This is a genomic window from Micromonospora yongxingensis (genome assembly GCF_052601155.1).
Map to the genome: position 1 here is coordinate 45,679 of NZ_JBQXEO010000007.1, position 26,061 is coordinate 71,739.

At 74.3% G+C, this 26,061-nt stretch carries 18 protein-coding genes; 7 read left to right on the top strand and 11 right to left on the bottom strand.

Annotation, left to right across the window (positions count from 1 at the left end; translation table 11 throughout):
* Positions 1–12: 12 nt before the first annotated feature.
* The 9 genes from ACTWLT_RS11240 to ACTWLT_RS11280 all read right to left on the bottom strand — a co-directional run bounded on the left by ACTWLT_RS11240 (position 13) and on the right by ACTWLT_RS11280 (position 16,811).
* Positions 13–3,540 (bottom strand): non-ribosomal peptide synthetase, encoded by a 3,528-nt coding sequence (locus ACTWLT_RS11240; protein WP_445318295.1) that lies wholly within the window; start codon positions 3,538–3,540, stop codon positions 13–15.
* Positions 3,537–5,846 (bottom strand): lantibiotic dehydratase, encoded by a 2,310-nt coding sequence (locus tag ACTWLT_RS11245; RefSeq protein WP_445318296.1) that lies wholly within the window; start codon positions 5,844–5,846, stop codon positions 3,537–3,539. Before ACTWLT_RS11245 ends, ACTWLT_RS11240 begins: the two co-directional genes overlap by 4 nt.
* A complete protein-coding gene (locus tag ACTWLT_RS11250; RefSeq protein ID WP_445318297.1) occupies positions 5,843–8,926 on the bottom strand; it encodes a thioesterase domain-containing protein in 3,084 nt (1,027 codons plus the stop codon). Before ACTWLT_RS11250 ends, ACTWLT_RS11245 begins: the two co-directional genes overlap by 4 nt.
* On the bottom strand, positions 8,923–12,435 hold the full coding sequence (locus ACTWLT_RS11255; RefSeq protein WP_445318298.1) for an AMP-binding protein: 3,513 nt from the start codon (positions 12,433–12,435) through the stop codon (positions 8,923–8,925). Before ACTWLT_RS11255 ends, ACTWLT_RS11250 begins: the two co-directional genes overlap by 4 nt.
* Before the next feature lie 318 nt (positions 12,436–12,753).
* Positions 12,754–13,158 carry a DUF2267 domain-containing protein gene (locus tag ACTWLT_RS11260; RefSeq protein WP_445318299.1) on the bottom strand — a complete coding sequence of 135 codons (405 nt, stop codon included), beginning with the start codon at positions 13,156–13,158 and terminating at the stop codon, positions 12,754–12,756.
* A 67-nt stretch (positions 13,159–13,225) separates the two neighbouring features.
* Entirely contained in the window at positions 13,226–13,624 is a 399-nt protein-coding gene (locus ACTWLT_RS11265) for an NUDIX hydrolase (protein ID WP_445318300.1), read from the bottom strand.
* Between the two features lie 62 nt (positions 13,625–13,686).
* Positions 13,687–15,039, bottom strand: a complete 1,353-nt coding sequence (locus ACTWLT_RS11270) for an MGH1-like glycoside hydrolase domain-containing protein (RefSeq protein WP_445318301.1) — start codon at positions 15,037–15,039, stop codon at positions 13,687–13,689.
* Positions 15,036–15,857, bottom strand: coding sequence for a sugar phosphate isomerase/epimerase family protein (locus ACTWLT_RS11275; protein WP_445318302.1), 822 nt, complete (start codon positions 15,855–15,857; stop codon positions 15,036–15,038). Before ACTWLT_RS11275 ends, ACTWLT_RS11270 begins: the two co-directional genes overlap by 4 nt.
* Positions 15,858–16,811, bottom strand: a complete 954-nt coding sequence (locus ACTWLT_RS11280) for a zinc-dependent alcohol dehydrogenase (RefSeq protein ID WP_445318303.1) — start codon at positions 16,809–16,811, stop codon at positions 15,858–15,860.
* Between the two features lie 200 nt (positions 16,812–17,011).
* On the opposite strand from ACTWLT_RS11280, the gene ACTWLT_RS11285 reads away from it, so the two are divergent.
* The 5 genes from ACTWLT_RS11285 (at position 17,012) to ACTWLT_RS11305 (ending at position 21,609) form a co-directional block, all read left to right on the top strand.
* Positions 17,012–18,406: an ABC transporter substrate-binding protein gene (locus tag ACTWLT_RS11285; protein ID WP_445318304.1), complete on the top strand. Its 1,395-nt coding sequence runs from the start codon at positions 17,012–17,014 to the stop codon at positions 18,404–18,406.
* A complete protein-coding gene (locus tag ACTWLT_RS11290; protein ID WP_252417533.1) occupies positions 18,403–19,359 on the top strand; it encodes a carbohydrate ABC transporter permease in 957 nt (318 codons plus the stop codon). Before ACTWLT_RS11285 ends, ACTWLT_RS11290 begins: the two co-directional genes overlap by 4 nt.
* On the top strand, positions 19,359–20,225 hold the full coding sequence (locus ACTWLT_RS11295) for a carbohydrate ABC transporter permease (RefSeq protein ID WP_252417534.1): 867 nt from the start codon (positions 19,359–19,361) through the stop codon (positions 20,223–20,225). The genes ACTWLT_RS11290 and ACTWLT_RS11295 overlap by 1 nt, the downstream gene beginning before the upstream one ends.
* A gap of 109 nt (positions 20,226–20,334) precedes the next feature.
* Entirely contained in the window at positions 20,335–20,949 is a 615-nt protein-coding gene (locus ACTWLT_RS11300; protein WP_445318305.1) for a methyltransferase domain-containing protein, read from the top strand.
* 54 nt (positions 20,950–21,003) lie between these two features.
* On the top strand, positions 21,004–21,609 hold the full coding sequence (locus ACTWLT_RS11305; protein ID WP_445318306.1) for a class I SAM-dependent methyltransferase: 606 nt from the start codon (positions 21,004–21,006) through the stop codon (positions 21,607–21,609).
* A gap of 21 nt (positions 21,610–21,630) precedes the next feature.
* Here ACTWLT_RS11305 and eccB read toward each other — a convergent pair whose 3' ends face one another.
* On the bottom strand, positions 21,631–23,007 hold the full coding sequence (gene eccB / locus ACTWLT_RS11310; protein WP_445318307.1) for a type VII secretion protein EccB: 1,377 nt from the start codon (positions 23,005–23,007) through the stop codon (positions 21,631–21,633).
* Positions 23,008–23,134: 127 nt separating this feature from the next.
* Between eccB and ACTWLT_RS11315 the strand changes: the two genes are divergently transcribed.
* Positions 23,135–23,854 (top strand): polyamine aminopropyltransferase, encoded by a 720-nt coding sequence (locus ACTWLT_RS11315; protein ID WP_445318308.1) that lies wholly within the window; start codon positions 23,135–23,137, stop codon positions 23,852–23,854.
* A gap of 130 nt (positions 23,855–23,984) precedes the next feature.
* A complete protein-coding gene (locus tag ACTWLT_RS11320) occupies positions 23,985–24,158 on the top strand; it encodes a hypothetical protein (RefSeq protein WP_252417539.1) in 174 nt (57 codons plus the stop codon).
* A 21-nt stretch (positions 24,159–24,179) separates the two neighbouring features.
* Here ACTWLT_RS11320 and ACTWLT_RS11325 read toward each other — a convergent pair whose 3' ends face one another.
* Positions 24,180–25,982 carry an acyl-CoA dehydrogenase gene (locus tag ACTWLT_RS11325; protein ID WP_445318309.1) on the bottom strand — a complete coding sequence of 601 codons (1,803 nt, stop codon included), beginning with the start codon at positions 25,980–25,982 and terminating at the stop codon, positions 24,180–24,182.
* Positions 25,983–26,061: the final 79 nt, after the last annotated feature.

Consider the following 26,061-nt stretch of genomic DNA (forward strand, 5'->3'; position numbering starts at 1 on the left):
GGCTGTCCTTCGTCACGCGGTGCCGCCGGGGCGGCGGGGAGGGATACGGCGGGTACGGCTGCGGCGGGCGGCGGCGCGCAGGGCGGCCCGGGCCAGCTCCGGCCGGTCGGCCGCGCCGTCGAGGCTGGCGGCGAGCGCCCGGACGGTCGGATGGCGGAACAGGTCGAGCATCTTGATGGACCGACCGGTCGCGGCGGTCAGCCGGGCGTGCACGGCGGCGAGCGCGAGGGAGTGCCCGCCGATGTCGAAGAAGTTGTCGGTCACCCCGACCTGGTCGCGCTCCAGCACCTCCCGCCAGATCCCGGCGATCAGCTCCTCGGTCTCGGTGAGCCCGTCCGGACCGGCGGGCATCAACCCCGCCGGGGGGCCGACCGCGTCGCCACCGGCCACCGTCATCGCGCCGAGCTGCGGCACCCGCACGGTGGGGCGGGGCAGCGCGGCGGCCACCTCGCGGGCCGGGGCGTCCGGTGCGGCGGCCAGCGCGCCCACCAGCTCGGCCAGGTCGGCGAGCAGGTCGTCGATGCGTCCGGCGTCGAACAGGTCCGGGTTGTAGACCACCTCCACGCCGGTACGCCCGTCGGGCTGCACCACGTAGACGGTGATGTCGAACGGTGAGCCCGGCTTGGGCACCGGCACCGGCTCGGCCGTCAGACCGGTCAGGGTCAGCCGGGGTGGCGCGAAGTTGAGCACGTTGAACAGCACCTGCACCAGCGGCGCGCGGGCGGTGTCCCGGCCGACGCCCAGCGCCTCGACGACGCGTTCCAGCGGCGCCCCGGGATGGGCGGTGGCCTCGTGCAGCTCCCCGGCACACCGGTCGACCAGCTCGGCGAAGCTCGCACCGCCGGTACGGACCCGCACCGGAACCGTGTCGATGAAGAAGCCGATCACGTCGTCGAAGGCGGCCAGCCGACGGTCGGCGACGATCGCGCCGAGCACGTGGTCGTCGCCGCCGGTGAGCCGCGCGATCAGCTCACCGAAGGCGGCCAGCAGCACCGCGGCGACGGTGGTGCCGCGCCGCTCGGCCAGCTCGCGCACCGCGCGGTCGGTGTCGGCCGGCAGCCGGACGGCCGCCTCCGCCCCGGCATAGGTCTGCACGGCCGGCCGGGGCCGGTCCCTGGGCAGGTCCAGCACGGTCGGTACGCCGTCCAGGTGCGCGGTCCACCAGGCCAGGTCGGTCGCGCCGCGCAGCCGGTCCCGTTCGGCACGCCACACCGCGTAGTCGGCGTAGCGGGCGGGCAGCTCCGGCAGCGACGGCGGCTGCCCGGCCACCGCCCGGGCGTAACCGGCGGCCAGGTCCTCGTAGCAGACCCGCTCGGACCAACCGTCGAAGACGGCGTGGTGCCAGGTCGCGGCCAGCACGTGCTCGGCCGGACCGAGCCGGTAGACGGTCACCTGCCAGGGCGGCCCGGTGGCCAGGTCGAAGGGGTGCGCGGCGCCGGCGGCGAGCATCCGGGCCAGCTCCGCCTCCGGCTCGGCGCTGCCGGTCAGGTCCACCACCGGCACCGCCACGTCGGTCGGCTCGGCGCAGACCGCGTACGGCACCCCGGCGGTCTGCGGGATCCGCCAGCGCAGCACGTCGTGCCGCTCGGCGACGGCCCGCAGCGCCACGCCGAGCGCGGCCGTGTCCAGCGGGCCGTGCAGGCGGTGCGCCACCGCGATGTTGTACGGCGCGCTCGACGGCGCGAGCTGGTCGACGAACCAGAGTCGACGCTGCGGCGGGGAGAGGGTGGGCGGGTTGCCGGTGCTCAATCCGTCGGCGCCGACCGGAGCGGCGGCCACCCGCTCGGCCAGCCGGCCGAAGGTGCGCTGGGTGAACACCTCGCGGGTGTCGACCTGTCGGCCCAGCTCGGCGCGGAGTGCCGCGACCAGGCGCATCGCCGCGATGGAGTTGCCCCCGGCGGCGAGGAAGTCGGTCTCCGGCTCGGGTGCCGTGCCGAGCAGCCGGGTCCAGATGCCGGCCACCGCCGCCGCCACGGACCCGTCCGGCACGGCCGACCCGCCTGCGGGGGTGGCAGCGTCGGCGGTGGGGCGGGCGGCGGCCAACGCGCGCAGCGCCGGCCGGTCCAGCTTGCCGCTGACCGGGCTGACCGGCAGCGCGGCGCAGCGCAGCACCCGGGCCGGCAGCATCGCCGCGGTCAGCCGACTGCCGGCGTACGCGCGCAGCCGGGCGTCGTCGGGCGCGTCCGCGGGGCTGAGGAACGCGACCAGCTCGACGCCGGCCGGGCCGGGCACCGCCTCGACCGCGACCCCGGTCACTCCGGGCAGGTCGGCGAGCACCGCCTCCACCTCGCCCAGCTCGATGCGCTGCCCACGGATCTTGACCTGCCGGTCGGCCCGGCCGAGGTAGACGATCCGGCCGTCCGGGTCGTGGCGCACCAGGTCGCCGGTGCGGTACAACCGCTCGCCCGGTAGCCCGGAGAACGGGTCCGGAACGAACCGCTCGGCCGTCAGCGCCGGCCGACCCAGGTAGCCGTCGGCCAGCCCTGGGCCGCCGATCAGCAGCTCACCGGTCTCGCCCGGTGGCACCGGGTCCAGCTCGGCGTCCACCACGTACGCCCGGTGGTTGGGCAGTGGCCGGCCGATCGGCACCGGGTCGGTCTCGGTGGCGCTCAACGGGCCGCTGACCGCCAGCACCGTCGTCTCGGTGGGGCCGTAGCCGTTGAGGAAACGCCGGCCGGGTGCCCAGCGGGTGGCGAGCGCGGCCGGCACCACCTCGCCACCGCACAACACCGTGCGCCAACCGGGCAGCTCCGCGGGGTCCAACATGGACAGCACGGTGGGCGTGATGAAGCCCCAGTTGACCTCGTGCTCGGCGATGAACCGGGCAAGCCGGACCGGGTCGGAGCGGTCCTCGACGGCGAGCAACTGCACGGAGCCGCCGAGCAGCAGCGGCACGAACAGGTCCATGGTGGCCGCGTCGAAGCCCAGCGAGGCGATGCCGAGAGTGCGTACGCCGGCGTCGGCTCCGGTGAGCGCGACCACGCCGGTCACGAACTCGACAACGTTGCGGTGGCTGGTCAGCACCCCCTTGGGCCGGCCGGTCGAACCCGACGTGAACAGCACGTACGCCGGGTCACCCGGGCGGGCCGGGCAGGGCGCGAGGATACCCGGGCCGGGCAGCCCGACCGCCTCCACGCCGGGCGCGTCGCCGAACTCCGCCTCGGCGGCGTCGCCGACCACCAGGGACACGCCCGCGTCGGCGGCGATCCCGCGCAACCGCCGACGCGGGCCGCCCGGCTCCAGCGGCACGTAGCAGCCGCCGGCCAGCAACACCCCCAGCACGGTGGCGACCAGCTCGGGCCTGCGGGCGCCACACACCCCCACCCGGGTCTGCCGGCCGACGCCCCGGGCGCGCAGCGCGGCGGCCACGCCGGCGGCCAGGGACAGCAGCTCGGCGTAGCTGAGCCGGCGGTCCCACTGGCGCACCGCCACCGCGTCCGGGGTGCGGGCGGCCTGCGCCACCACCAGCTCGGCGATCGTCGCGTCCGGCCAGGGCAGAGGCTCGCCCCGCACGGCGCTGATGGACAGGATGTCGGTCACCCGTTCCCCCCGGGGTAGCTGCTCGGATCGGTGATCTGCAGGCGCAGCTCGCTGACGTAGGCGCGGCCCGACGCGTCGGTCACCCAGCTGTCGGTCGGTGCCGGCAGCAGCTCGCTGACCACGAGCGTCACGTCGGGCCCGCTGCGGGCGGCGGCGTCGACCATCGCGCACAGCGACTGGGCGTAGAGCGGGCCGGTCAGGTCGACGTAGCAGGGCTTGACCTCGGTGCCGACCTTCACGAACGCCCGCTCGGGCAGGCCGAGCCGCGCTCGCCACCGGCGCACCGCGAGGAACCGCTCCGCCTCCCCGCTCACCCCGGCCAGGCCGCTCTGGCCGACCGTGGTCCGCCAGGTGCGTCGGGCCACGACCAACCGGTCGATGGTGATCCTCGGCGTGTGCGGCGCCGGGTCGAGCAGCTTGAACGCGTCCAGCAGCAGCGAGCCGAGCAGGTTGGCGAAGACCTCCATGAGCGGCCAGCGGCTGCCGTCGGGCAGCACCGCCGCCAAACGGTCGCCGTCGGGCACGACCCGTACCCCGGTCGCCGGGACCAGCCGGTCGACCTCGCCGCCCCGGGCGGTGTCGATGCCGAGCTGCCGATCGGCGGGGCCGGTCAGGCCGTGGGTGGTGCGGGTGGTGACCCGGGGAAAGCCGTCCGGGTAGAGCACCCGGAGACGGGCGGGACCGAGGTCGGCGTCCAGGCCGGCGCGCAACGCCACCGGGTCGGGGTGGAACGGCACGAAGACGGCGCTGTCGAAGGTGGCGTACGCCGGGTGCAGCTCGCCGAGCACCAGCAGGAACTCGCCCCGGTTCAGCGCGGCCAGGTCGACGGCGCTGACCTGCACGTCGGGGCTGTGGATGCGGGCCGACGGCCAGCCGGGCGACTCCGCCGGGAAGAGCCGGCGCGCCCGTTCGGCCAGGTCCTCGCTGCGCAGCCGCAGCTCGGGCCGCCCGGGTGGCAGTGCCGCCAGGCCGAACAGTTCGGCCCAGCGGGCGGTGAAGGCGGCCCCGGCGGCGGCCAGTGGCCCGTCCGGGGCGAGCAGCAGCCCCTGGGCCAGCGACCAGACGTCGGCCAGCCGCACCGGCCCGTCGGTACGCAGCTCCTCGTACAGCTCGGCGAGGACGCGCTCACACGCGGCGCCGATCTCGGCGGTCAGCCAGCGGGCCGCCCGGAGCACCACGGCCAGCGGCGCGGCGAGCGCGTCGAGCACGTCGGCGCCCACGGCGACGGCGAGGTCCCGGGCGCTCTCCTCGTAGGCGATCGTGCGGCCGACGTACATCTGACCGGCCCGCCGGGTCGCGGCGCGCCCGGTCACGGCGGTGAACTCGGTGTTCAGGGCGGCCAGCGCGACGCCGAGCCGGTCGGGGTCTCCGGCGCTCGCGGCGACCTCGTCGCAGGCCGCGCAGAGCCGTTCGAACCCGGCGGTCACCTCGGCGCGCAGGGCGGGGTCGCCGATCGCGGCCAGCCGTTCCCGCAGCACCTGCTCGGCGCGAGGGCTGATCGGCAGGCCGGCGTCCCAGGTCAACAGGCCGCGATCGACCAGCCGGTCGAGCAGCAGGAATCCGTCGGCGTCGGTCCGCAGCCCGGCGTCGTCGTCGGCGCGGACCCGCTCGACCAGCCGCACGGCCGGGGTACGCCCGTCGCAGGAGGCCAGCAGCCGCGCGTCGAGGGCGGACAGCTCCACCGGCGGGTGCAGCGGCCGGTGCAGCCATCGGCCCACGACGCTCAGGTGCGGCGGCAGCGCCGGCGGCCACCAGCGGCGGACGGCCAGGTCGTCGGCGAGCCGGTCGGCGTACGCGATCAGCGCCCACGCCTCGAAGTGGACCTCACGTCGGGACACCAGTTCCGGCCCCGGCCACAGGCGGGTCGCCGGGTCGGTGGGGTCGATGGCGCCCCAGCAGACCGGGCCGAAGAACCCGATCGTCTCGGCCTTGCCGCAGTATCGCTGCCAGTAGCGCAGCAGGCTCAGCTCGCGCTTGCGCCGCCGGACGTTGCGCACCGCCGGGTCGGTGCGCAACAGCCCGTCCAGGGCGATCAGCATCTCCGGGTTCTGCCAGGTGACCGCCTCGCGCAGCAGCGGGTCGGCGGCGATCCGGTTGGCGGTGGCCGAGGTGTCGGCGAGCGCCTCGGCGAACGCCTTGTCGAACAGCTCGACGGTGGTGTCGCCGGCCAGCAACGCGTCGGCCGTGGCAGCGGCGTCCGGTGCGGTGAAGGCGTCCAGCCCGTCGGCCGGGAAACCGGCGGTGCGCAGCACCACGTCGCGCCACACCGACCAACCGGTGTCGCCCAGGGGCAGCAGGTGGCTCATCGGACGGGCTCCGACTCGTCCACGATGTGCAGCCGCAGCTCGCTGAAGTAGCGCTGGCCGGCCGCGTCGGGCACCCAGGCGTCCTGCGCGGTGGGCAGCATCTCACTGACCACCACCGTCGTGTCGTCGCCACCGTCACGGCGCGCCGCCCGGACCATCGCGCAGAACATGTTGGCGAAGGCGGGGCTGCTCAGGTCGACGAAGCACGGTTTGGTCTCGGTGCCGAGCTTGACGTACACCTGCTCCGGCAGGCCCAACCGGCGCCGCCAGTCCCGGACGGCGAGGAAGCGTGCCTTCTCCCCCGTCGCCGTGCAGAGGCCACTGGCACCGACGGTGGTCCGCCAGGTCTGCCGGGCCACCACCAACCGGTCCAGCGTGATCCGAGGGGTGTACGGCGCGGCCGCGACCAGCTTGAACCCGTCCACGGCGTGCGCGCTGAGCAGGCCCGCGCAGACCTCGGTCAGCGACCAGCGCTGCCCGTCGGCGGCGGCGACCACCAGCCGGCCGTCCTCGTCCAGCACGGTCAACGCCACGGTGGGCAGCAGCCGCTCCGGCTCGGCGTTCGGCGCGGGCGCGAAGGCCAACTGCCGGTCGGTCGGGCCGATCAGCGCCTCGGCGACCCTGCTGGTGCGCCGCGGCCAGTCGGTGGGAAACAGCAGCCGGATGCGGTGCGGGCCCAGGTCGGCCGCCAGCGCGTCGCGCAGCCGCTCGACGTCCGGATGCGAGGGGGTGAACACCTGGCAGTCGAACGACGACCATGCGGCGTGCAGCTCGCCCAGCACGACGGTGTAGTCGCCGCGGGCCAGCGCGTCCGCGTCGGCCGCGCAGATCTGCAGGTCGGGGCTGTGCAGCCGAGCGTTGGACCAGCCCGGCCCGACGGTCGGGAAGACCTCTTCGACCCGGGCGGCGAGGTCGGCCACGTCCAGCCGCACGTCGGTGCTGCCCGCGGGCAGGTCGGCCAGCCCGAACAGCCCGGCCCAGCGGGCGGCGAACTCGGCGGCCACCGCGTCGACCGGGCGCGGCCCGCTGCCCCAGAAGAGGCCCTGCATCAGGAACCACAGGTCGGACAGGGCCACCGGGGCGTCGCCGGCCTCGGTGCGCAGCTCCTCGTAGAGGCCCCGGAACGCCGCCCCGTACGCCTCGTCGAGCGCACCGGCCAGCCAGCGGGCGGCCCGCAGCAGCACGGCCAGCGGCGCGGCGACACCGTCCAGCAGCGGCTTGCCGAAGACGACGTCCAGGTCCCGGCTGGTGTCCTCGTAGCAGAGCGTCCGGCCGGCGTACATCTGCCCGGCCCGGCGCTGCGCCGGCTGCCCGGTGAGGTCGGTGAACGTCTCGTCGAGTGCGTCCAGTGCGACGCGCAGCCGGTCCGGGTCGCCGGCCGCGGCAGCCACCGCGTCCCGGGCGGCGCAGAGCCGGTCGAAGCCGGCCTGGGCGGCTGCCCTGGCCGGGGCGTCGCCGATCTGCGTGATCCGCTGCCGCAGCACCTGCTCGGCGGCGGGGCTCACCGGCAGCGCGGCGTCCCAGGTGGCCAGCTCCCGCTCCACCAACCGGTCGAGCAGCGCGTACCCGTCCTCCGGCCGGCGCAGCCCGATGGCCGGGTCGGTGACCAGGTCACGCGCCGGGCGGTGACCGTCGGCGGCGGCGAGCAGCGCCGCCTCGACCGGGGACAACGGCACGGGCGGTCGGCCCGGCCGGCGCACCTCCCGGCCGGTGAGGCTCAGCTGCGGCGCCAGCCGGGGTGCCCACCACTGGCGCACCGCGAGGTCGGCGCCGATCCGCTGCGCGTACGCGGTCAGCGCCCACGACTCGAACCACACCCAGCGGCGGCGGGTCAGCGCCGCGCCGGGGCGGACCTGGGCGGCGACCGGCAGTTCCGGGTCGAGGGTGACCCAGCAGCTGGGGCCGAAGAAGCCGACGGTCTCGTTCTTGCCGCAGTAGCGCTGCCAGTACCTCAGCAGGGCGCGTTCCCGGTCGCGCCTGCGGACGTTGCGAGGAGCGTCCGCGCCGGTACGGGCCAGCCCGTCGAGGGCGATCAACGCGCCCCGGTTCTGCCAGGTGACGGCCTCGCGCAGCAGCGGGTCGGCGGCCAGCTCGGTGATCCGCCGGCTGGCGGTGGTCACCGCCTCGGCGAACTCCTTGTCGAACAGTTCGGCCCCGACGCCGGTGGCGAGCAACTCGTCGGCGGCCGCGGCGGCCTGTGGGGCGGAGAGCGTCATCAGCCCGTCGGCCGGGAAGCCGGTGCTGCGCAGGATGGCGTCCCGCCACACCGACCAGCCGGTGTCGCCCAGCGGCACCCGGTGCCCGTGGGCCGACGCGGCGGGCGGGTGCCGGTGGGCGGCCGGCTCGGCGGTGAGCGCGCCGGTCAGGTCGGCGCGGATCGCGGCGGCCAGCTCGGGTAGCGCGTCGTGCAGGAAGAAGTGCCCACCGTCCAGCTCGTGCAGGGTGAAACCAGCGCTGGTGTGCTCCCGCCAGGCGGCGCTCTGCTCCCGGGTCACCGCCCGGTCGGTACGGCCACTGAACGCCACGATCGGCACCGGCAGCGGCTCCTCCGGCCGGTACCGGTAGCCGTCCACCCGCTCGAAGTCGGCCCGCAGCAGCGGCAGCAGCAGCTCCACCAGCTCGGGATGCTCCAGCACCCCGGCGGGCAGCCCGCCGCCCGCCCGCAGGCGGCGCAGCAGTTCGTCGTCGTCCACGCGGGACAGCCCGTCGAAGGCGCTGGGCTCGGTGACGTGCGGGGCGCGGGCGCCGCCGACATAGAGCCGCAGGGGCAGCGGCAGCCCGGCGCGGCGCAGCTCGCGGACCACCTCGAAACCGAGCCGGCCGCCCATCGAGTGGCCGTACAGGGCGTACGGGCCGTCAGCCCGTTCGGCGATGGCGGTCGCCACGTCGAGCACCCGGAAGCGAGGGTCCTCGCTGATCCGGTTCTCCCGACCGGGCAGCTGCACCGGCAGCACCTGGATGTGCGGGCCGAAGCGCCCCGGGAAGTGGCGGAACGCGCTGGCGCCGGCGCCGGCGTAGGGCAGGCAGAACAGGGTCACCGGTGCCGGATCGCGGCTGCCGGCGGAGAGGAACCAGTTCACCGCACACCTTTCTGAGGGGGGTCGATCCAGTACCGCTGCCGCTGGAAGGGGTAGGTGGGCAGCGAGGTTCGCCGGATGTCGCCGGTCGGGTGCAGCGTCGTCCAGTCCAGGTCGCGGCCGGCCACCCAGTCGGCGGCCAGCTCGCGCAACGCTCCAGCCGGACCGGCCACCCGGGCGTCGGTGGCCAGCAGCTCGTCCAGTGCGGCGACGGCCCCCGCCGCGTCGGTGGCGATCACGGCGGCCCGGCAGCCGAACTCGCGGCGGCCCAGGGCCAGCGTCGCGGCGACCTCGGCCAGCGCCGGGCCGGTGCCGGCCAGGTGCCGCCGCAGCCGGGTCAGCGCCGCCCGCAACGCCACCGGGGTACGCGCCGAGACCGGCAGCAGCTGCGCGCCGGCCGGCCCGGAGTCGACCGGCTCGGCCGGCGGCGGTTGCTCCACCACGATGTGCGCGTTGGTGCCGCCCAGCCCGAACGAGCTGACCCCGGCCACCCGGCGCGGCGCGTCCGGCCAGTCCCGCACCTTGGTCGGTACGTAGAACGGGCCGGCGGCCAGGTCGATCTCCGGGTGTGGGCGGGTGAAGTGCAGGTTCGGCGGGATGACGCCGTGCTGCACGGCGAGCACCGCCTTGATGAGCCCGGCGATGCCGGCGGCGGCGTCGAGATGACCGATGCTGGTCTTCACCGAGCCGAGCGCGCAGCTCTCGGCGGGCGCCGCGCCCTGGTAGACCTCGTGCAACGCGGCCACCTCGATGGCGTCGCCGAGCGGGGTGCCGCTGCCGTGCGCCTCGATGAAGCGGACCTCGCCGGGGGCGACCTCGGCGGCGGCGAGCGCGCCGGCCACCGCGGCGGCCTGACCGGCCGGGCCGGGGACGGCGTACCCGGCGCGGTCGGCGCCGTCGTTGGTGACCGCCCAACCGGGCAGGATCGCGAGGACGCGGTCGCCGTCGGCCTGCGCGTCGGCGAGCCGGCGCAGTGCCACCACTCCGACGCCGGAGCCGAAGCCGGCGCCCTGGGCGGCCTCGTCGAAGGCCCGGCAGCGGCCGTCGGGTGAGGCCAGGCCGCCGGGGGTGTGCCGGTGCCGGGGCCAGGTCACGCTCACCCCACCGGCCAGGGCGATGTCGCACTGGTAGTCGGCCAGGCTCTGCGCGGCGAGGCACACCGCGACCAGCGAGCTGGAGCAGGCGCTCTGCACCGCCACCGCCGGCCCGGTGAGACCCAGCCGGTACGCGACCTGGCCGGGCAGGTGGTCGGTGAGCTGCCGGCCGACCAGCCGGGCCTCCCAGTCGTCCGGGTCGACGTCGCCGACCACGGCCGGGTTGTCCATGAGGTGGAACAGGAAGTAGCGGTTGACGGAGGTGGCGCCGTACACGCCCACCAGGCCGGGGAACCGGGCCGGGTCGTGCCCGGCGTCCTCCAGCGCCTCCCACGCGGTCTCCAGGAACAGCCGGTGCTGCGGGTCGGTACGGGCGGCCTCCCGGTCGCCGAAGGCGAAGAACTCCGCGTCGAAGTCGGCGATACCGTCGAGCCGGCCGGTCGCCTTGACGTGCCGGGGGTCGGCGCGCAGCCCCGGGCCGACGCCCAGCGCGGCCAACTCCTCGTCGGTGTGGTCGTGGATGGCGTCCATTCCCGCGCACAGGTTCCACCAGTAGGTGGCCACGTCCGGCGCGCCGGGGAACCGGCCGGCGAGACCGACCACGGCGATCTCGTCGCCGGTGTACTCGCGGGCGCCGACCGGCGTGGCGGAGGGGGCGGTCGGTGGCGCGGCGGGCATCGTCGGGGCCGGGGTGACCACCGGCGGGGTCGCAGGCGTCGCCGGTGTCGGCGGGTCGACCAGCCGGGCCTGTGCGGCGACCGTCGGGTGGTCGAAGAGCCGCAGCAGCGGCACCGACACACCGAACCGTTCGGCCAGCCGCTGCTGCACCTGACCGAGCAGCAGGGACTGCCCGCCGACGTCGAAGAAGCTGTCGGTACGGCCGACCGCGTCCCGGCCCAGCACGGCGCACCAGATGTCGTGCACGACCCGCTCGGTTGGCGTGGCCGGCCGGTCGCCGGGCGGCACGGCCCGGGCCGGGTCCGGTAGCGCCCGCTCGTCGACCTTCCCGCTGACGGTCAGGGGGAACTCGGCGACCGGCACCACGGCGCGGGGCAGCGCGTACTCGGGCAGTTGCCGGGCCAGGGCGGCCCGCAACGCGGCCGGGTCCACCGGCGCCCCGGCCGGCCGGACGTACGCGAGCAGTTCGCCGTCACGGGCGATGGCGCGTACCTCGGCGATGCCCGGCTCGGTGGCGAGCACGGCCTCGATCTCGGTCAGCTCGACCCGGAACCCGCGCACCTTGACCTGTCGGTCGAGCCGGCCGAGGCAGCGCAGCTCGCCGGTGGGCAGCAGCTCGCCCAGGTCGCCGGTGCGGTACACGGGCACGCCGTCGGGGTCGTGGCCGAACCGGTCGCTGTCCTGGTCGAGGTAGCCGGGGGCGAGGTGCTGGCCACGCACGACGATTTCCCCGTCCGGTGCCAGCCGCAGCGTGTACCCGGGCAGGGCGGTGCCGATCGGCAGCGGGCCGGTGGCGGCGGGGTCGACGTCGGCTAGGGGCAGCGCGTACCGGGCGGCGAAGGTCATCTCGGTGGCCCCGTAGCCGTTGACCAGGACACACCCCGGCGCGAAGCGCCCCCTGGCGCGGGCGGCGTCGGCGTAGCCGGCCTGCTCGCCGCCGAGGAGAACCACCCGGACGCGGTCCAGCCGCTCGACGCCGGGGGTCTCCAGCAGGTAGCGGTAGACGGTCGGGGTGGAGTGGTAGATGGTGACGCCGTTGCGGGCCAACTGCTCGGCGGCGTACGCCAGCCCGTGGCGGCGCAGGTCGACCGGGACGACGGCGGCGCCGGTGAGCAGCGCCGGGTACAGGTCGGGGATGGCCGCGTCGAAGCTGAAGGAGGCGAGCAGGCTGAGCCGGTCCTCCGGACGCAGGTCGAGGGTGGCGATCTGGTTGTCCACCACGTGCGTCAGGTTGCGGTGGCTCTGCCCGACCGCCTTGGGTCGCCCGGTCGAGCCGGAGGTGAACAGCACGTACGCGAGCGCGTCCGCGTCCACCGGCACCGGTCGCAGCGGCACGGGTCGTACGTCGACGGCCGGGATGACGCGCAGGCCGGGCCGGTCGGCGGCGAGACGCCGGGCCAGCTCGGTGTGCTCGCCACCGCAGAGCAGGACGGTGACGTCGGCGCCGTCGAGCAGGTGCCGCAGCCGCTGCTCCGGGAAGCCGGGGTCGAGTGGCACGTAGGCGGCGCCGGAGGCGAGTGTGCCGAGGATGGCGGCGATGGTGCCGGCGCCGTGCGCGGTCAGCAGACCGACCCGGTCACCGGGCCGTACGCCGGCGGAGGCCAGCAGCTCGGCGTGCCCACCGGCCAGGGCGGCGAGCCCGGCGTAGTCGAGCGGGCCGGTGTCGCCGAGCACGGCGGGTTGGTCGGGGTGAGCGGCGGCGGCATCGGCGAAGCGATGGATCAGCGTCGAGTTTCCCATCTCAGGACGCGCACACCGCTCCACAACAGACGGACGCGCAGCAATCGACAGCCATGATCATCATCCCCCCCAGGACTTCACAATGGAAGGAGCATATGGCTCGATGCATGCTGCGATAGATCATCGACTAGAGTCGACCCGAAGGGGCGATCAAAGGCTCCGACAAGGGACGGCGAACATCGTCCGATCATCCCCCTGGCGCGACGGGTATTTTTCGCCTAATGCAACTACTGACAACCATTCTTCCGGTCGCATTTAGTTTGCGCCGAGGAATTTCCCTTTCGATAGCACCTTGTCCGAATAGCGACGCCGAACTGTTCAGTCCGTGACAGACGGGGGAACGGGCGCGACCCCACCCTCCGGATCCCGGGGCAACCCCGCCACCATCTCCCGGAACTCCCGCACCGTGACCGCCTCGCGCAGGGTCGCGAAGACCGCGGCGGTGCCGGCCCGGGCCGTCACCTCGTCGACCCCGGCCCGCTCCCCCACCAGGCGCAGGAACTCGGCCGGCCCGGCGGCCGGCGGCGGCCCGGCCGCGGCGCGATCCGGGCCGCCCACATAACCGCTCAGGTCGTCCGGGAGGTGGCCGGCGAGGTCGGCCGTCGGACAGCCGGTCACCCGTTCGGCCATCGTCTGCAGCACGGCACGCGCCACCACGGCGGCCTGCTCGGTCGGCAACCCGGAACGCCGGGACACCGCGTCGATGAAGCGGGGGAACCGCACGCCGCCCTCCTGTCCACCACGGGACCCGCGCTTACCCGGGCACGGTCGCCACAAACGGCGACGCGGGTCAGCGCAGCAGGCCCGCCGACCGCAGATGGTCGAAGACGAGGTGGTCGACCGCGGAGGTGCGGTGCCGGTCGGCGTACGCGAACCAGGCCGTCTCGGCGATCTCGTTGGCCGGCCGCAGCCGCCCGGAGTATCCCGCCTGGTAACAGGTCATCCGCACGGTCGTGCCGGCCGTGTGGCCGTGCGCCGGTGCGGTGAAGGTGCCCAGGTGCGCCGCTCCGCGCACGTCGACGGCGACGCTCAGCTCCTCCTCGACCTCCCGGCGCAGGGTGTCCAGGTCGGTCTCCCCCGGCTCCCGCTTGCCTCCCGGCAGGTACCACACGTCCTTGCCGCGGGACCGGGTGCTCAGCACCAGCCCGTCCTCGATGAGGATCCAGGCCACCTTGTCGATCTCGGACACGCCACCCCTCCCGACCATGGGACGGGGCACGCTACCACCGGCTGCGGCCGGCGCCCTGTCGCTCAGTCCGTGTCGGGCGGCTCCTCGGCCAGCAGGTCGAGCAGCAGCGCGGCGGTCCAGCCGAACGCCGGCGAGCCGAGCCCGGCACCCGTGTCCGGGTGGAAGTACTCGTGGCAGCCGGCCCCGGCCACCAGCCCGATCATCGACCGGCGCAGGCCGGCGGCCAGGTCGGAGTGGCCGTGCGCGAGCAGCCCGCGCCGCACCAGCCAACCGACGTTGAGCCAGCTCGGCCCGCGCCAGTAGCGCAGCGGCTCGAAATCCGGCGCGGTCCGGTCGTGGCTGGGCAGCGGCCGCTCCATCCGGCGGGCCACCCCGAAGCGCGCCGAGCGGGCCTCGACGACCAGCGCGTCGACCTGCCGGGGCGGCAGGTCGGGCAGGATCAGTGGCGCCAGCCCGAGCACCGTACGGGCCGGGATCAGCCGGTCGGTGCGCAGGTCACGGGGAGCGAACGTGCCGGTGGTCGGGTCGTACAGGCGGCGCACCACGGCCTCGGTGATCCGCGCCGCGCGGGCGCGGTGCGGCCCCGGGTCGGCGCCGACCAGCCCGGCGATCCGGGCCAGCGCGTGTTCGGCAGCCCCGAACGCCGCGTTGAACAACGGGCACTCCACCAGGAACGGATGCCCGTCGGCCAGGTCCCGGTCGGAGTAGGCGCGCTCCCGGTAGGCGGCGACGATCGCCAGGTAGCGCGCGTAGTCCAGGTCCGTCGGGCGGTGCGCGGCGTCGGCGTGCGCGGTGTCGTGCCGGCGGTACGCGCGCATCACCGCCGCCTCGGCCGGGACCACGGCCATCGGCTCGTCCCAGGCCGGGCTGTTGTCCAGACCGGACTCCCACGGGTGCACGATGCAGACCAGCCCGTCGCCGGTCAGGTCGCGCCGGTCGGCGAAATAGCGCTGCTGGGCGACCAGTGCGGGATAGAGCCGGCGCAGCGCGGCCAGGCCGGTCGGGTCGGGCGCCCGCCGGTACGCCAGCCACGCGGCGAGCGCGTGCACCGGCGGCTGGACCAGGCCGGAGGTGTCGACGGCCGGCGCGCCCTCGGCGCTCGCCGAGCACCACAGCTCCGGCCCCGGGAAGTACGCGCCGACCCGTATCGCCGGGTTGAACACGATGTGCGGCACCCGACCGTCGGCCCACTGCGCCCGGAACAGGCTGGCCAGCTCACGCCAGGCCCGCTCGGGACGGGCCTGGGCCAGCCCGATCGCGATGAACGCGGAGTCCCAGCTCCACTGGTGTGGGTAGAGCGTGCGGGACGGCACGGTGTGGTCGTGTTCCCAGTTGGCGTCGAGCGTGGCGACCGCGAGCCGGCGCAGCCCGGCGAGGTCGGCCGGCCCGCCGGTCCGGGCCGGGGCGGCGGTCATGCCGCGGCCCGCCGGGGCAGCGCGTGCCGCAGCACCGTGGCGGCCTGCTGAAGCGCGCGGACCGGGTCGCCGCGCAGCCGGCACTCCAGCGCCAGCCAGCCCCGGTAGTCCAGCTCCAGCAGGGTCCGCACCAGCGCCGGCCAGTCCAGGTGCCCGGCACCCGGCTGGTACCGGTTCGAGTCGCTGACCTGCACGTGCCCGAGGTAGGGCGCGGCGGCACGCAGCGCCCGGTGCATGTCGTCCTCTTCGATGTTCATGTGGAACGTGTCGGCGACGACGCGGACCGAGGGCAGCCCGACGGCCGCGCAGAGCGCGACCGCCTCGTCGAGCCGGTTGACCATGTGGTCCTCGTACCGGTTGAGGGGTTCCAGGAAGAGGGTGACCCCCTCGGCCCTGGCGTGCTCGCCCAGCTCGCCGAGGGCGTCGAGGAGCACCCGCCGGTCGCCGGTCGGCTGCCGCGGCGGTTCGAACGGCGGCAGCCGTCGGGAGAACATCCCCCAGGCCGCCGGGGTCATCGCCCCGACGCCGCCCAGCTCGGCGATCACCGACAGCTGGGAGCGCAGGTTGCGGACGGCGTCGGCGGACCGGGCGGGGTCGAAGTCGCCGATGAAGTGGTCCATCTCGACGCAGACGGTGGGCATCACCACCCCGGCGGCGCGGGCACGGCGCAGTTCGGGCAGCCGGCGGGCGAACGCGAGGTCACCGCGCCCGCGCAGCTCGATGCCCTGGTAGCCGAGGGCGGTGGCGAGAGCGTACTTCTGGATCAGGTCGGTGCCCGGCAGGAGCTGTTCCTGGCAGGCCAGCGCGATGGTGGTCATCTAGAACCTCAACACCACTTGGAGGACGTCACCGGCGCCGCGGTCGAGCAGCGCGAGGGCGTCGGCGACGGCGCTGGCGTCGACGATGTGGCTGACCAGCGGCAACGGGTCGACGCTGCGCTCAGCCACCAGCTCCATGAAGGTCTGCGCGACCCGTTCTCCGGTCCACCGGCCGGCCATGCTCGGCGCGGGGGTGGGCCCGGAGATCTGGGCGGCCACCAGCTGGATGCGGTTGTGGTGGAACTCTTCACCGAGGCCGAGCCCGTCGGCCTGGCCCTGGTAGAAGCCGGCGGCCACGACCCGGCCGGCGTGTGCGGTGGACCGGATGGCCTCGTGCAGCGCCGGGTACGCCCCGGACAGCTCCAGGCAGACGTCCGCGCCCCGACCCCCGGTGGCCTGACGCAGGACGGCGGCGGCGGATTCGGCGCGGGCGTCCACCACGGACCGTGCGCCGTAGCGGGCCGCGTGCTCCAACCGGTCGGGCACCGGGTCGACCGCCACGACCCGGGCGCCGGAGAGCACCGCGAGCCGGGTGGCGAGCAGCCCGATGACGCCCTGCCCGAAGACGCCGACCCAGTCGCCGAGGTGCAGGTCGCCGGCGAGGACGGCGGTCAGCGCGATGGCGCCGGGCCGGGCGAAGACCGCGGCGAGCGGGTCCAGGCCGGGGGCCAGCGGGTGGACCGCGTCGGCGGCCAGCACGGCCTCGGCGCGGTGCCCCCAGATGCCCCACACCATCTGCCCCGGCTGCCGGTCGGTGACCTCCGGGGCCACCTCGACGACCTCGCCGACCTCCTCGTAGCCGAAGCCGACCAGCGGATAGGGCACCGGGGTGCGGCGGGGCACGAACATCCGGGCGGCGTCGTCCCAGTCCTTGCTGAGCCGTGGATTGCTGCCCCGGTAGAGGGTCAGCTCGGTGCCGGCCGAGATGCCGGAGTAGCGGGTGCGAATTCGCACCTGGCCGGGACCGAGCGGATCTGACGGGCAGGGCTCGAGGCTGATCCGTCGAGGCCCGGCGAGAGAGACAACCCAATTGCCCATGAGTCACACCCCGGTAGCACTGGGCTCCAGGATAGGCAAAAAATCGCCATATGTCTTGTCATTGATCAATCGAAGGTGTTGAATCCGTCATGTACCCTTCGAGAGGAGTGCCACCGATGTCAGCACCTCCGAGGCGGATACTCGCCACCACCCTGATCATGGCACTTACCGCGTCCACCCTGCTGGCCTGCGGCGACGACGAATCCGACAGCAGCAACAACAAGATCACCGTGTGGAGCCTGGAAGACGTGGCCGACCGGGTCACCGCCACCAAGGCCATCATCGCCGACTTCACCGCGAAAACCGGGATCCAGGTCGACCTGGTCACCGTCAACGAGGACCAGTTCCCGTCACTGATCTCCGCCAACGCCGCCGCCGGCGACCTGCCCGACGTGGTCGGCTCGGTCTCCCTGGCCGGCATCCGCACGCTCGCCGGCAACGAGCTGCTGCACGCCTCGGCCAACACCGAGATCGTCGACAAGCTCGGCCGGCAGACCTTCTCCCCCCGCGCGCTGGAGCTCACCTCCGACGACGGCAAGCAGCTCTCCGTGCCCAGCGACGGGTGGGGGCAACTGCTCGTCTACCGCAAGGACCTGTTCGCCGCCGCCGGCCTGCCCACCCCCGACACGTACGAACGGATCACCGCCGCCGCGGCCAGGCTGAACACCGGCGGCGTCGCCGGGATCGCCGCGGCGACCTCCCCCAGCGACGTGTTCACCCAGCAGACCTTCGAGCACCTGGCGCTCGCCAACGGCTGCCAGCTCACCGACGACGGCGGCGCGGTCACCCTCGACTCGCCGCAGTGCGTCGAGGCGTTCCGCTTCTACGGCGACCTGATCCGCAACAGCTCCGTGAAGGGCGCGCAGGACGTCGACACCACCCGCGCCACCTACTTCGCCGGCAAGGCCGCCATGGTGGTCTGGTCGCCGTTCATCCTCGACGAGCTGGCCGGGCTGCGCAACGACGCCAAGCCGACCTGCCCGCAGTGCCAGGCCGACCCGATGTTCCTCGCGAAGAACAGCGGGTTCGTCACCGCGATCAAGGGCCCGAACGGCACCGAGCCGGCCCAGTACGGCGAGATCAGCTCGTGGGCGGTGCTGGACGGCGCCGCGACCGATCCGGCGAAGTCCTTCGTGGAGTTCATGCTCGGCGACGGCTACCCGCGCTGGTTCGGCATGTCCCCCGAGGGCCGCTTCCCGGTGCGCAAGGGGACCCAGGCCGAGCCCGAGGCGTACCTCACCGGCTGGAACACCAGCCAGGCCGGCGTGGACGCCAAGAAGCCACTGGCCGAGGTCTACGGCGACGAGGTGCTGGCCACGCTGCGCCGCAGCCCGGACACCTTCCAGCGCTGGGGGCTGACGCAGGGGCAGGGAAAGCTGGTCGGCGCCATGCTCGGCGAGTTGCCCGTGCCCAAGGCGTTGAACGACGTCCTCTCCGGCAAGTCCGACGCGGCGGCGGCCGCCGGCCGGGCCAAGAAGGACGTCGAGGCGATCAAGGCAGGGGTGAATTGACCACCACGGCACCCGGCACCGGCCGCTCCCCCACCCGGGAGCGGCCCGCGCCGGTCCGCCGCCGACCACTGACCCTGCGCCGCCGCGAATCCCGCGCCGGGCTCGCGCTGGTCGCACCGACCCTGCTCGTCACCATCGCGGTCATCGGCATCCCGATCGTCTGGACCGTGGTGCTCGCCTTCCAGCGGGTCCGGCTCGCCACACTGCGCAAGACCGGCCTGTTCGGCGAGTTCACCATGGACAACGTCGACCGGGTGCTGCACACCCCGGGCTTCGCCGACACACTGTGGACGACCCTGGTCTACAGCCTCGGCGGCACCGTCGGGTCGATCCTGCTGGGGCTGGTCGCCGCCCTGGTGGTCCGCCGGCCGTTCCGCGGCCGCACCCTGGTCCGGGCGTCCATGCTCCTGCCGTACGTGGCGCCGGTCGTCGCGGTGACCTTCGTCTGGCAGGTGATGCTCGACCCGCAGCTCGGCATCGTCAACGACTGGGGCCAGCGGCTGCTCGGCTGGGACGCGCCCGTGCCGTTCCTGTCCCAGGAGTCCACCGCGCTGGCCACGGTGATCGTGTTCGAGGCGTGGCGGTACTTCCCGTTCGCGTTCCTGTTCCTGCTGGCCCGGCTCCAGGCGGTGCCCGGCGAGCTGGAGGAGGCCGCCCGGGTCGACGGCGCCACCCCCACCCAGCGGTTCCGGCACATCCTGCTGCCGCAGTTGCTGCCGGTGATCGCCCTGCTGGGCGTGCTGCGCTTCATCATGACGTTCAACAAGTTCGACGACGTCTACCTGCTCACCGGCGGCGCCGCCGGCACCGAGGTGGTCAGCGTGCGGGTGTACGAGTTCCTCACCGCCCGCACCGACATCGGCGCGGCCGCCGCGCAGGCGGTCGTGCTGGCCGTGGTGCTCATCGTGTTCGTGCTGATCTATCTGCGCTTCTTCGGACGGAGGGCCGGCTGATGGACCGGGACGTCGTCGAGACCGTGAGCCTGCGCTGGCTGCGCCGCCTGGTGATCGCCGTGTTCCTGGTGGTCACCGTCTTCCCCTTCTACTACATGCTGATGCTCTCGGTGCGACCCATCGAGCGGCTGCTGCTCGACCCCGGCTCGCTGGTCGTCGGCTTCGGCGAGCTGACCGTGTCCACGTACGCCGAGGTGCTCAAGGCCACCGACGACGGCGGCCAGGGTTTCCTCACCTTCATCCGCAACAGCGGCCTGGTCGCCGTCGCGGCGACCCTGCTCACCCTGGTGGTGGCGATCCCCGGCGCGTACGCGGTGGCCCGGCTGCGGTTCTTCGGCCGCCGGCAGGTCGACTTCCTGTTCCTGGCCGTCTACCTGTTCCCGTCGATCGTCATCGCGATCCCGCTGTTCGTGGTCTTCACCCGGGCGGGGCTGCGCGGCTCACTGTTCGGCCTGGTGCTCGTCTACATCTCGCAGACGCTGCCGGTCTCGGTCTACATGCTGAAGAACTACTTCGAGACGATTCCGGTCAGCCTGGAGGAGTCCGCCGCCATCGACGGCGCCGGTCGGCTCGGCATCATCCGCCGGGTCAGCCTGCCCCTCGCCATGCCGTCGATCATGGCGGTGGCGCTCTACGACTTCATGATCGCCTGGAACGAGTTCCTCTTCGCCCTGCTGTTCCTGGTCGACAAGCCCGACCGGTGGACGGTGTCGCTGGGGCTGTCCCTGCTCGCCGACGGGGTGGAGGTGCCCAAGACGGTGCTGATGGCCGGGTCGGTCGTCCTCACGCTGCCCATCGTGATCCTGTTCTTCGCCAGCGAGCGGCTGCTCACCGAGGGGCTGACGAGCGGAGCCGAGAAGGGTTGAGCCTGCCGGCATCCTCGGTTGGTGGAAATCCCAGCCGAGGATGCCGCTCTCCGCGTCCGGCGTCCGTACCATCGACGGGTCCGCATCCACCCAGTCGAAGGGGCCCGCGATGAGGAACAGCCGGCCGACCTCACCGAGAGACACCGCCGGCGAGGACTACACCGAGCGGCTGCGGCGACTGGGCGGCGCCCGCTGGAAGCGGCTGCTCGACGTGCAGGCGCCCTACCGGTGGAACCTGCGCCGGCTGCGGTTGGGGCGCACCCTCGACGTCGGCTCCGGTCTCGGCCGTAACCTGGCCAACCTGGACGGCAACGGCGTCGGGGTCGACCACAACCGCACCTCCGTGGAGCACACCCGGGCCGCCGGCTTCGAGGCGTACACCGTGGAGGAGTTTCCCCACAGCCCGCACGCACGCCCCGGCGCGTTCGACTCGTTGCTCGCGGCGCACCTGCTGGAGCACCTGCCCGCCGACCAGGCACGGGAGGTCGTCGCCTCCTACCTGCCGTACGTGCGCTCCGGCGGCACCGCCGTGTTCATCACCCCGCAGGAACGCGGGTACGCCAGCGACGCCTCGCATGTCCGCTTCGTCGGCTTCGCCGAGGCGGCGCAGACCTGCCGGGAGCTGGGCCTGACCGTCACCCGGCAGTTCTCGTTCCCGTTCCCCCGGTCTCTGGGGCGGCTCTTCACCTACAACGAGTTCGTCACCGTGGCCCGGGTGCCCTGATCCCGCTCCCCGGGTCGCCCGCGGCGCCCGCGCCCGCCCGGTTACCGTGGCCACATGGCCAACCCGACCCGCTGGGCGACCGACACCGGTCCGGAGCACTCGCAGTGGTACATCGACCGGTTCCGGAAGCTCGCGGCCGAGGGCGCCGACCTCGCCGGCGAGGCCCGGCTGGTGGACGCCCTGGTCCCGCCCGCCTCGCGGATCCTCGACGCCGGCAGCGGCACCGGCCGCGTCGGTGCCGCGTTGGCCCAGCGGGGGCACACCGTGGTCGGGGTCGACGCCGACCCGGCGTTGGTGGCCGCCGCCAGCGCCGACCACCCCGGCCCGCGCTGGCTGGTCGCCGACCTGGCCGAGCTGGACCTGCCGGCAGCCGGTGAGACCGAACCGTTCGACGCAGCGGTGCTGGCCGGCAACGTACTCGCCTTCGTCGCCGCCGGCACCGAGCCGGAGGTGCTGCGCCGAGTCGCCCGGCACCTGCGTCCCGACGGCGTGCTGGCGGTGGGCTTCGGCACCGAGCGCGGTTACCCGCTGACCGCGTTCGACGCCGACGCCGTCGCCGCCGGGCTACGCCTGGAGCACCGCTTCGCCACCTGGGACCTGCGCCCGTGGCGTGACGACGCGGACTTCGCGGTCACCATCCTGCGTCGCCCGGCCGCCTGAGACTCGACCCGGCGGCCGCCCTCAGGCGGGGGCGGCGACGGCCCGCGCGGCGGCCGGGTCCAGGGTCGCACCCGCCGGCACCAGGCTGACCAGGCCGGCTGGCAGCCGCTGTGGGCGCACGTCGCGGTAGCCGAGCATCGCGAGCACGTCGCGGTCGGCCACCACGTACCGCCGGCCCAGGTCGGTGATCACGGAGATCGCACCGCCGGACGCGCCGGGCGCCGCGGCGGCCTCGACCACCGCGCCACGACCCGGCTCCACCACCACATGGTCGGCCAGCACGGCGCCGCCGGCCGGCGGCGTGCGCGGCACGGCGGCCAGATCCGGCAGCCGCACGCCCCACCGCACCTCGCCGGCGCCGCCGTCGTCGCCGACCCGGGCACAGAGCGCCCCGTCGTCGCCGGCCGTCAGCCGGGGCGGGACCGGCGGCGGCGCGGTCGGACCACTGGGGGTGAGGTCGGGCACCGTGGGCAGCGCGGCGAAGCGGCCCAGCGTCATCGCCTCCGGCTCACCCTGACCGGTGCTGGCCAGCAACAGCCCGGCCTGCAACTCGGTGATCCCGGCCAGCCCCTCGTCGAGTGCCACCGCGTACTGCCGGCCACCGCCGGAGTTGCGCACCAGGTAGACCTGCCCGATCGTGGCACCCGGCACCCGCGTGGCGGGCCGGCCCAGGCCGGGCAGGGCGAGCGGGGCCAGGTCGACGCCCGCGGGCAGCGAGTTGAGCAGGGCGGGTGCCACCGGCACCGCCCGGGCCCGGGTGGTGGCCAGCGCCGCCAGCACCCGACTGGGATCGCGGATCAGGTAGCGCCGCTGATGCCAGACCAGGTGCAGCCCGCCGTCGGGGTCACGCAGCAGCAGCGCGTCGTCGCCCAGCGGCCGGCCGCCGCCGGGCGCGGCGCCGACCAGCAACGCTGATCGGGGTACGTCGTCGGCCGGGACCGTGGAGCAGACCGTCCACGCCGCGGTGGACAGCCGGCTCGGGGCGGGCAGTGAATCCGGCGCGTCGGCGATGCCCAGCGGCAGCCCGCGCGGCACCCCGTCGATCGAGCGCCGGGAGACGAGCACGGTCTTCGACCGGTCCGCGCCCACGATCAGCAGCGCCGAGGCGTAGTTGAGCACCGGGTGCAGCTTCTGCTCGCGGTAGACGAACCGGGCGCCGGACTCCTTCTCCACGATCACCGCGCCCGCGTCGCGCCAACCGCTGCCCCCACCGGCGAACAGGCCGTAGAGCGCGGAGCCGCCCAGCCCGATGGCCGCGACCAGGACGCTCGCCAGGCCGGCGCCGGCCAACCGCCGAAACGGCGACTGGGCCGGGTCGGTCTCCCGCATCACCAGGGCGGCGACCGCCCGCTGGACGCTGAACTGGTAGGAGTGCAGCTGGTCCTGCCGCGACGGCATGAGGTCCCTTCCGGTGGATCGGCCGGCCACAGGATATGCGGTGCGTCGATGTCCCGTGGACCCTGCGTGGCCGCGAGGGTCGCGACCGGTACCATCCGGGGACGAATCCGGCGGCGAGAGGGCACCCGTGGGCGCGCGTTTCGAGGAGCTGGCCTGGCGGGAGACCCCGATCGGTGCGATCAGCCTGCGCCGGCGCCGGGACCCGGCACTCCAGGTCGAGGTGTACGAGGTCAAGCTCGACGACGAGTTCCTGATGTCCAGCCTCTTTCCGGTCGCGGAGATCGAGCTGGCCCGGTTGGGCCTGGCCGGACTGACCGGTGACACGCTCGACGTGGTGGTCGGCGGGCTCGGGCTGGGCTACACCGCCTGCGCCGCGCTGGACGACCCGAGGGTGCGGTCGCTGCTCGTGGTGGAGGCGATCGAGGACGTGATCGACTGGCACCGCCGAGGGCTGCTGCCGTTCGCGGCGGGGCTCGCCGAGGACCCGCGTACCCGGTTCGCGCGGGCCGACTTCTTCGCGGCGGTGGCCGGCGACGTCGGTTTCGACGCCGAGGTGCCCGGGCGACGGTTCGACGCCGTCCTGCTCGACGTCGACCACTCACCGCGCAACGTCCTGCACCCCAGTCACGCCGCCTTCTACGCGCCGGCCGGGCTGCGCCGGCTGGCCGCCCTGCTCCGCCCGGACGGGATCTTCGCGCTCTGGTCGGACGATCCGCCGGACACCGGGTTCACCGCGGCGCTCACCGAGGTGTTCGCGAACGCGGAGGCACATGTCGTGCCGTTCGCCAACCCGCTGACCGGTGGCCAGTCCGCCAACACCGTCTACGTCGCCCGCACCGCGAGCTGAATCGCCGCGCGTACGCAGGCGGCGTGCGCTAAGTGCGGCTCACCGTGCCGTTCGGGCATGGTGTCCGCCGGAGCGGGAAGGTGGGCCCGGGGTCGCCGCTCGGTGCGCGGCCGGGTGACGGGAGGTCGAGATGCGTGCCTTGCTCTGGGTCGTCGGCGTGGTCGCCGGTGTGCTGATCCTGCTCGGGCTGCTCCTCGAGGCGGTCCGCTGGCTCATCATCATCGGGTTGATCGCGCTGGTGGTGGTGATCGTGCTGGGCGTCGTCAAGGGACGACAGGCGATGAGCCACCACGGGCGACGGTGAGGCCGGGCGGGACCGGCCCGCTCAGAACCAGTCCGCGCGCATCTCCAGCGTGGTCCGGTCCCGGCTGTCCAGCAGGTCGAGTTGCGGGCCGGTGCGCGGCAACTCGACGGTGAAGAAGTAGCGGGCGGCCTGCCGCTTGCCGGCATGGAACGCCTCTGCCGCCCCCTGCGGCGGCAGGGCCAGCGCCTGCTCCAGCCACATCCACGCGATGACGACGTGCCCGACCGCCTCCAGGTAGACGCTGGCGTTGGCCAGCGCGAGGACCGGGTCACCGTCGGCCCAGAGTCGCCGGGTGACGGCGACGACCCGGTCCACCGCGTCCGCCAGCCGGTCGGCCAGCTCGCCGGCCTCGCCGCCGGCCTGACGTGCCCGGGTGACGGTGCCGCGGATCGTGTCGGTCAGCAGGAGCAGGCCCGCGCCGTCGTGCATGGTCATCTTGCGGCCCAGCAGGTCCAGCGCCTGGATGCCGTGGGTGCCCTCGTGGATCGGGTTGAGCCGGTTGTCCCGGTAGTGCTGCTCCACGTCGTGGTCGCGGGTGTAGCCGGCACCGCCGAGCACCTGGATCGCCAGGTCGTTGGCGGCCAGGCACCACTGCGACGGCCAGCTCTTGGTGATCGGCGTGAGCACGTCCAGCAGCAGGTGTGCCCGCTGGCGGTCGGCCTCGGCCGGCGCGGTCTTCTCCTCGTCGAGCAGCCGCGCGCAGTAGAGCACCAGGGCCAGAGCCCCCTCCACGTAGCTCTTCTGCGCCAGCAGCATCCGCCGTACGTCGGGGTGGTCGATGATCGGCACCTGCGGCGCACCGGGGTCCTTGGCGCCGACCGGCCGGCCCTGCGGCCGCTCCCGCGCGTACGCCAGGCTCTTGAGGTAGCCGGTGTAACCCAGTGCGGTGGCGCCGGCCCCCACCCCGATCCGGGCCTCGTTCATCATGTGGAACATCTGGGCCAGCCCCTGGTGCGGCGGGCCGACCAGATGACCCACCGCGCCAGGCCGGCCGCCCGGGGTGTGCCCGCCGTCGCCGAAGCTGAGCAGCGTGTTGGTGGTGCCCCGGAAGCCCATCTTGTGGTTGAGCCCGACCAGCACCACGTCGTTGCGGTCGCCGAGCAACCCGTCCGGCCCGACCAGCACCTTGGGCACGATGAACAACGAGATGCCCTTCACCCCGGGTGGCCCGCCGGGGATCCGCGCCAGCACCAGGTGGACGATGTTCTCCGCCAGCTCGTGGTCGCCACCGGAGATCCACATCTTGGTGCCGAAGAGGCGGTACGTGCCGTCGGGCTGCGCCTCGGCGCGGGTGGTGATGTCGGCCAGCGAACTGCCCGCGTGCGGCTCGGACAGGCACATGGTGCCGAAGAACCTGCCCTCCAGCATGGGCCGCACGTAGGTGTCGACCTGCTCGGCGCTGCCGTGCGCCAGGAGCAGGTTGGCGTTGCCCAGGGTGAGGAACGGGTACGCCGAGGTGGCGACGTTGGCGGCCTGGAACCACGTGAAGCAGGCCGCCGCGACGACGTGCGGAAGCTGCAGGCCACCGACCGATGCGTCCAGCCCGGCGGTGAGCAGGCCGGTCTCGGCGAAGCTCTCCAGCGCCGCGCGAACCTGCGGGATGAGCCGCACCCGCTGCCCGTCGAAGGTGGGCTCGGCGAGGTCGGCGGCCCGGTTGTGCGGGGCGAACTGCTCGGTGGCCACCTGCTCGGCGAGGTCCAGCGCGTCGTCGAAGGTCTCCCGGGAGTGCTCGGCGTAGCGGGGACGCTCGACGAGCCGGGACACCTGCAGCCAGTCGTGCAGCAGGAAGTCCAGGTCGCGGCGGGAGAGCAGGGTGGACGGCACGGCACTCCTCATCGGGCACGGGGCGGGTCGGTCCGGGGCGCCGGCCCGCCGCCGCCCCGGCCCATCCTGGCGGATCCGC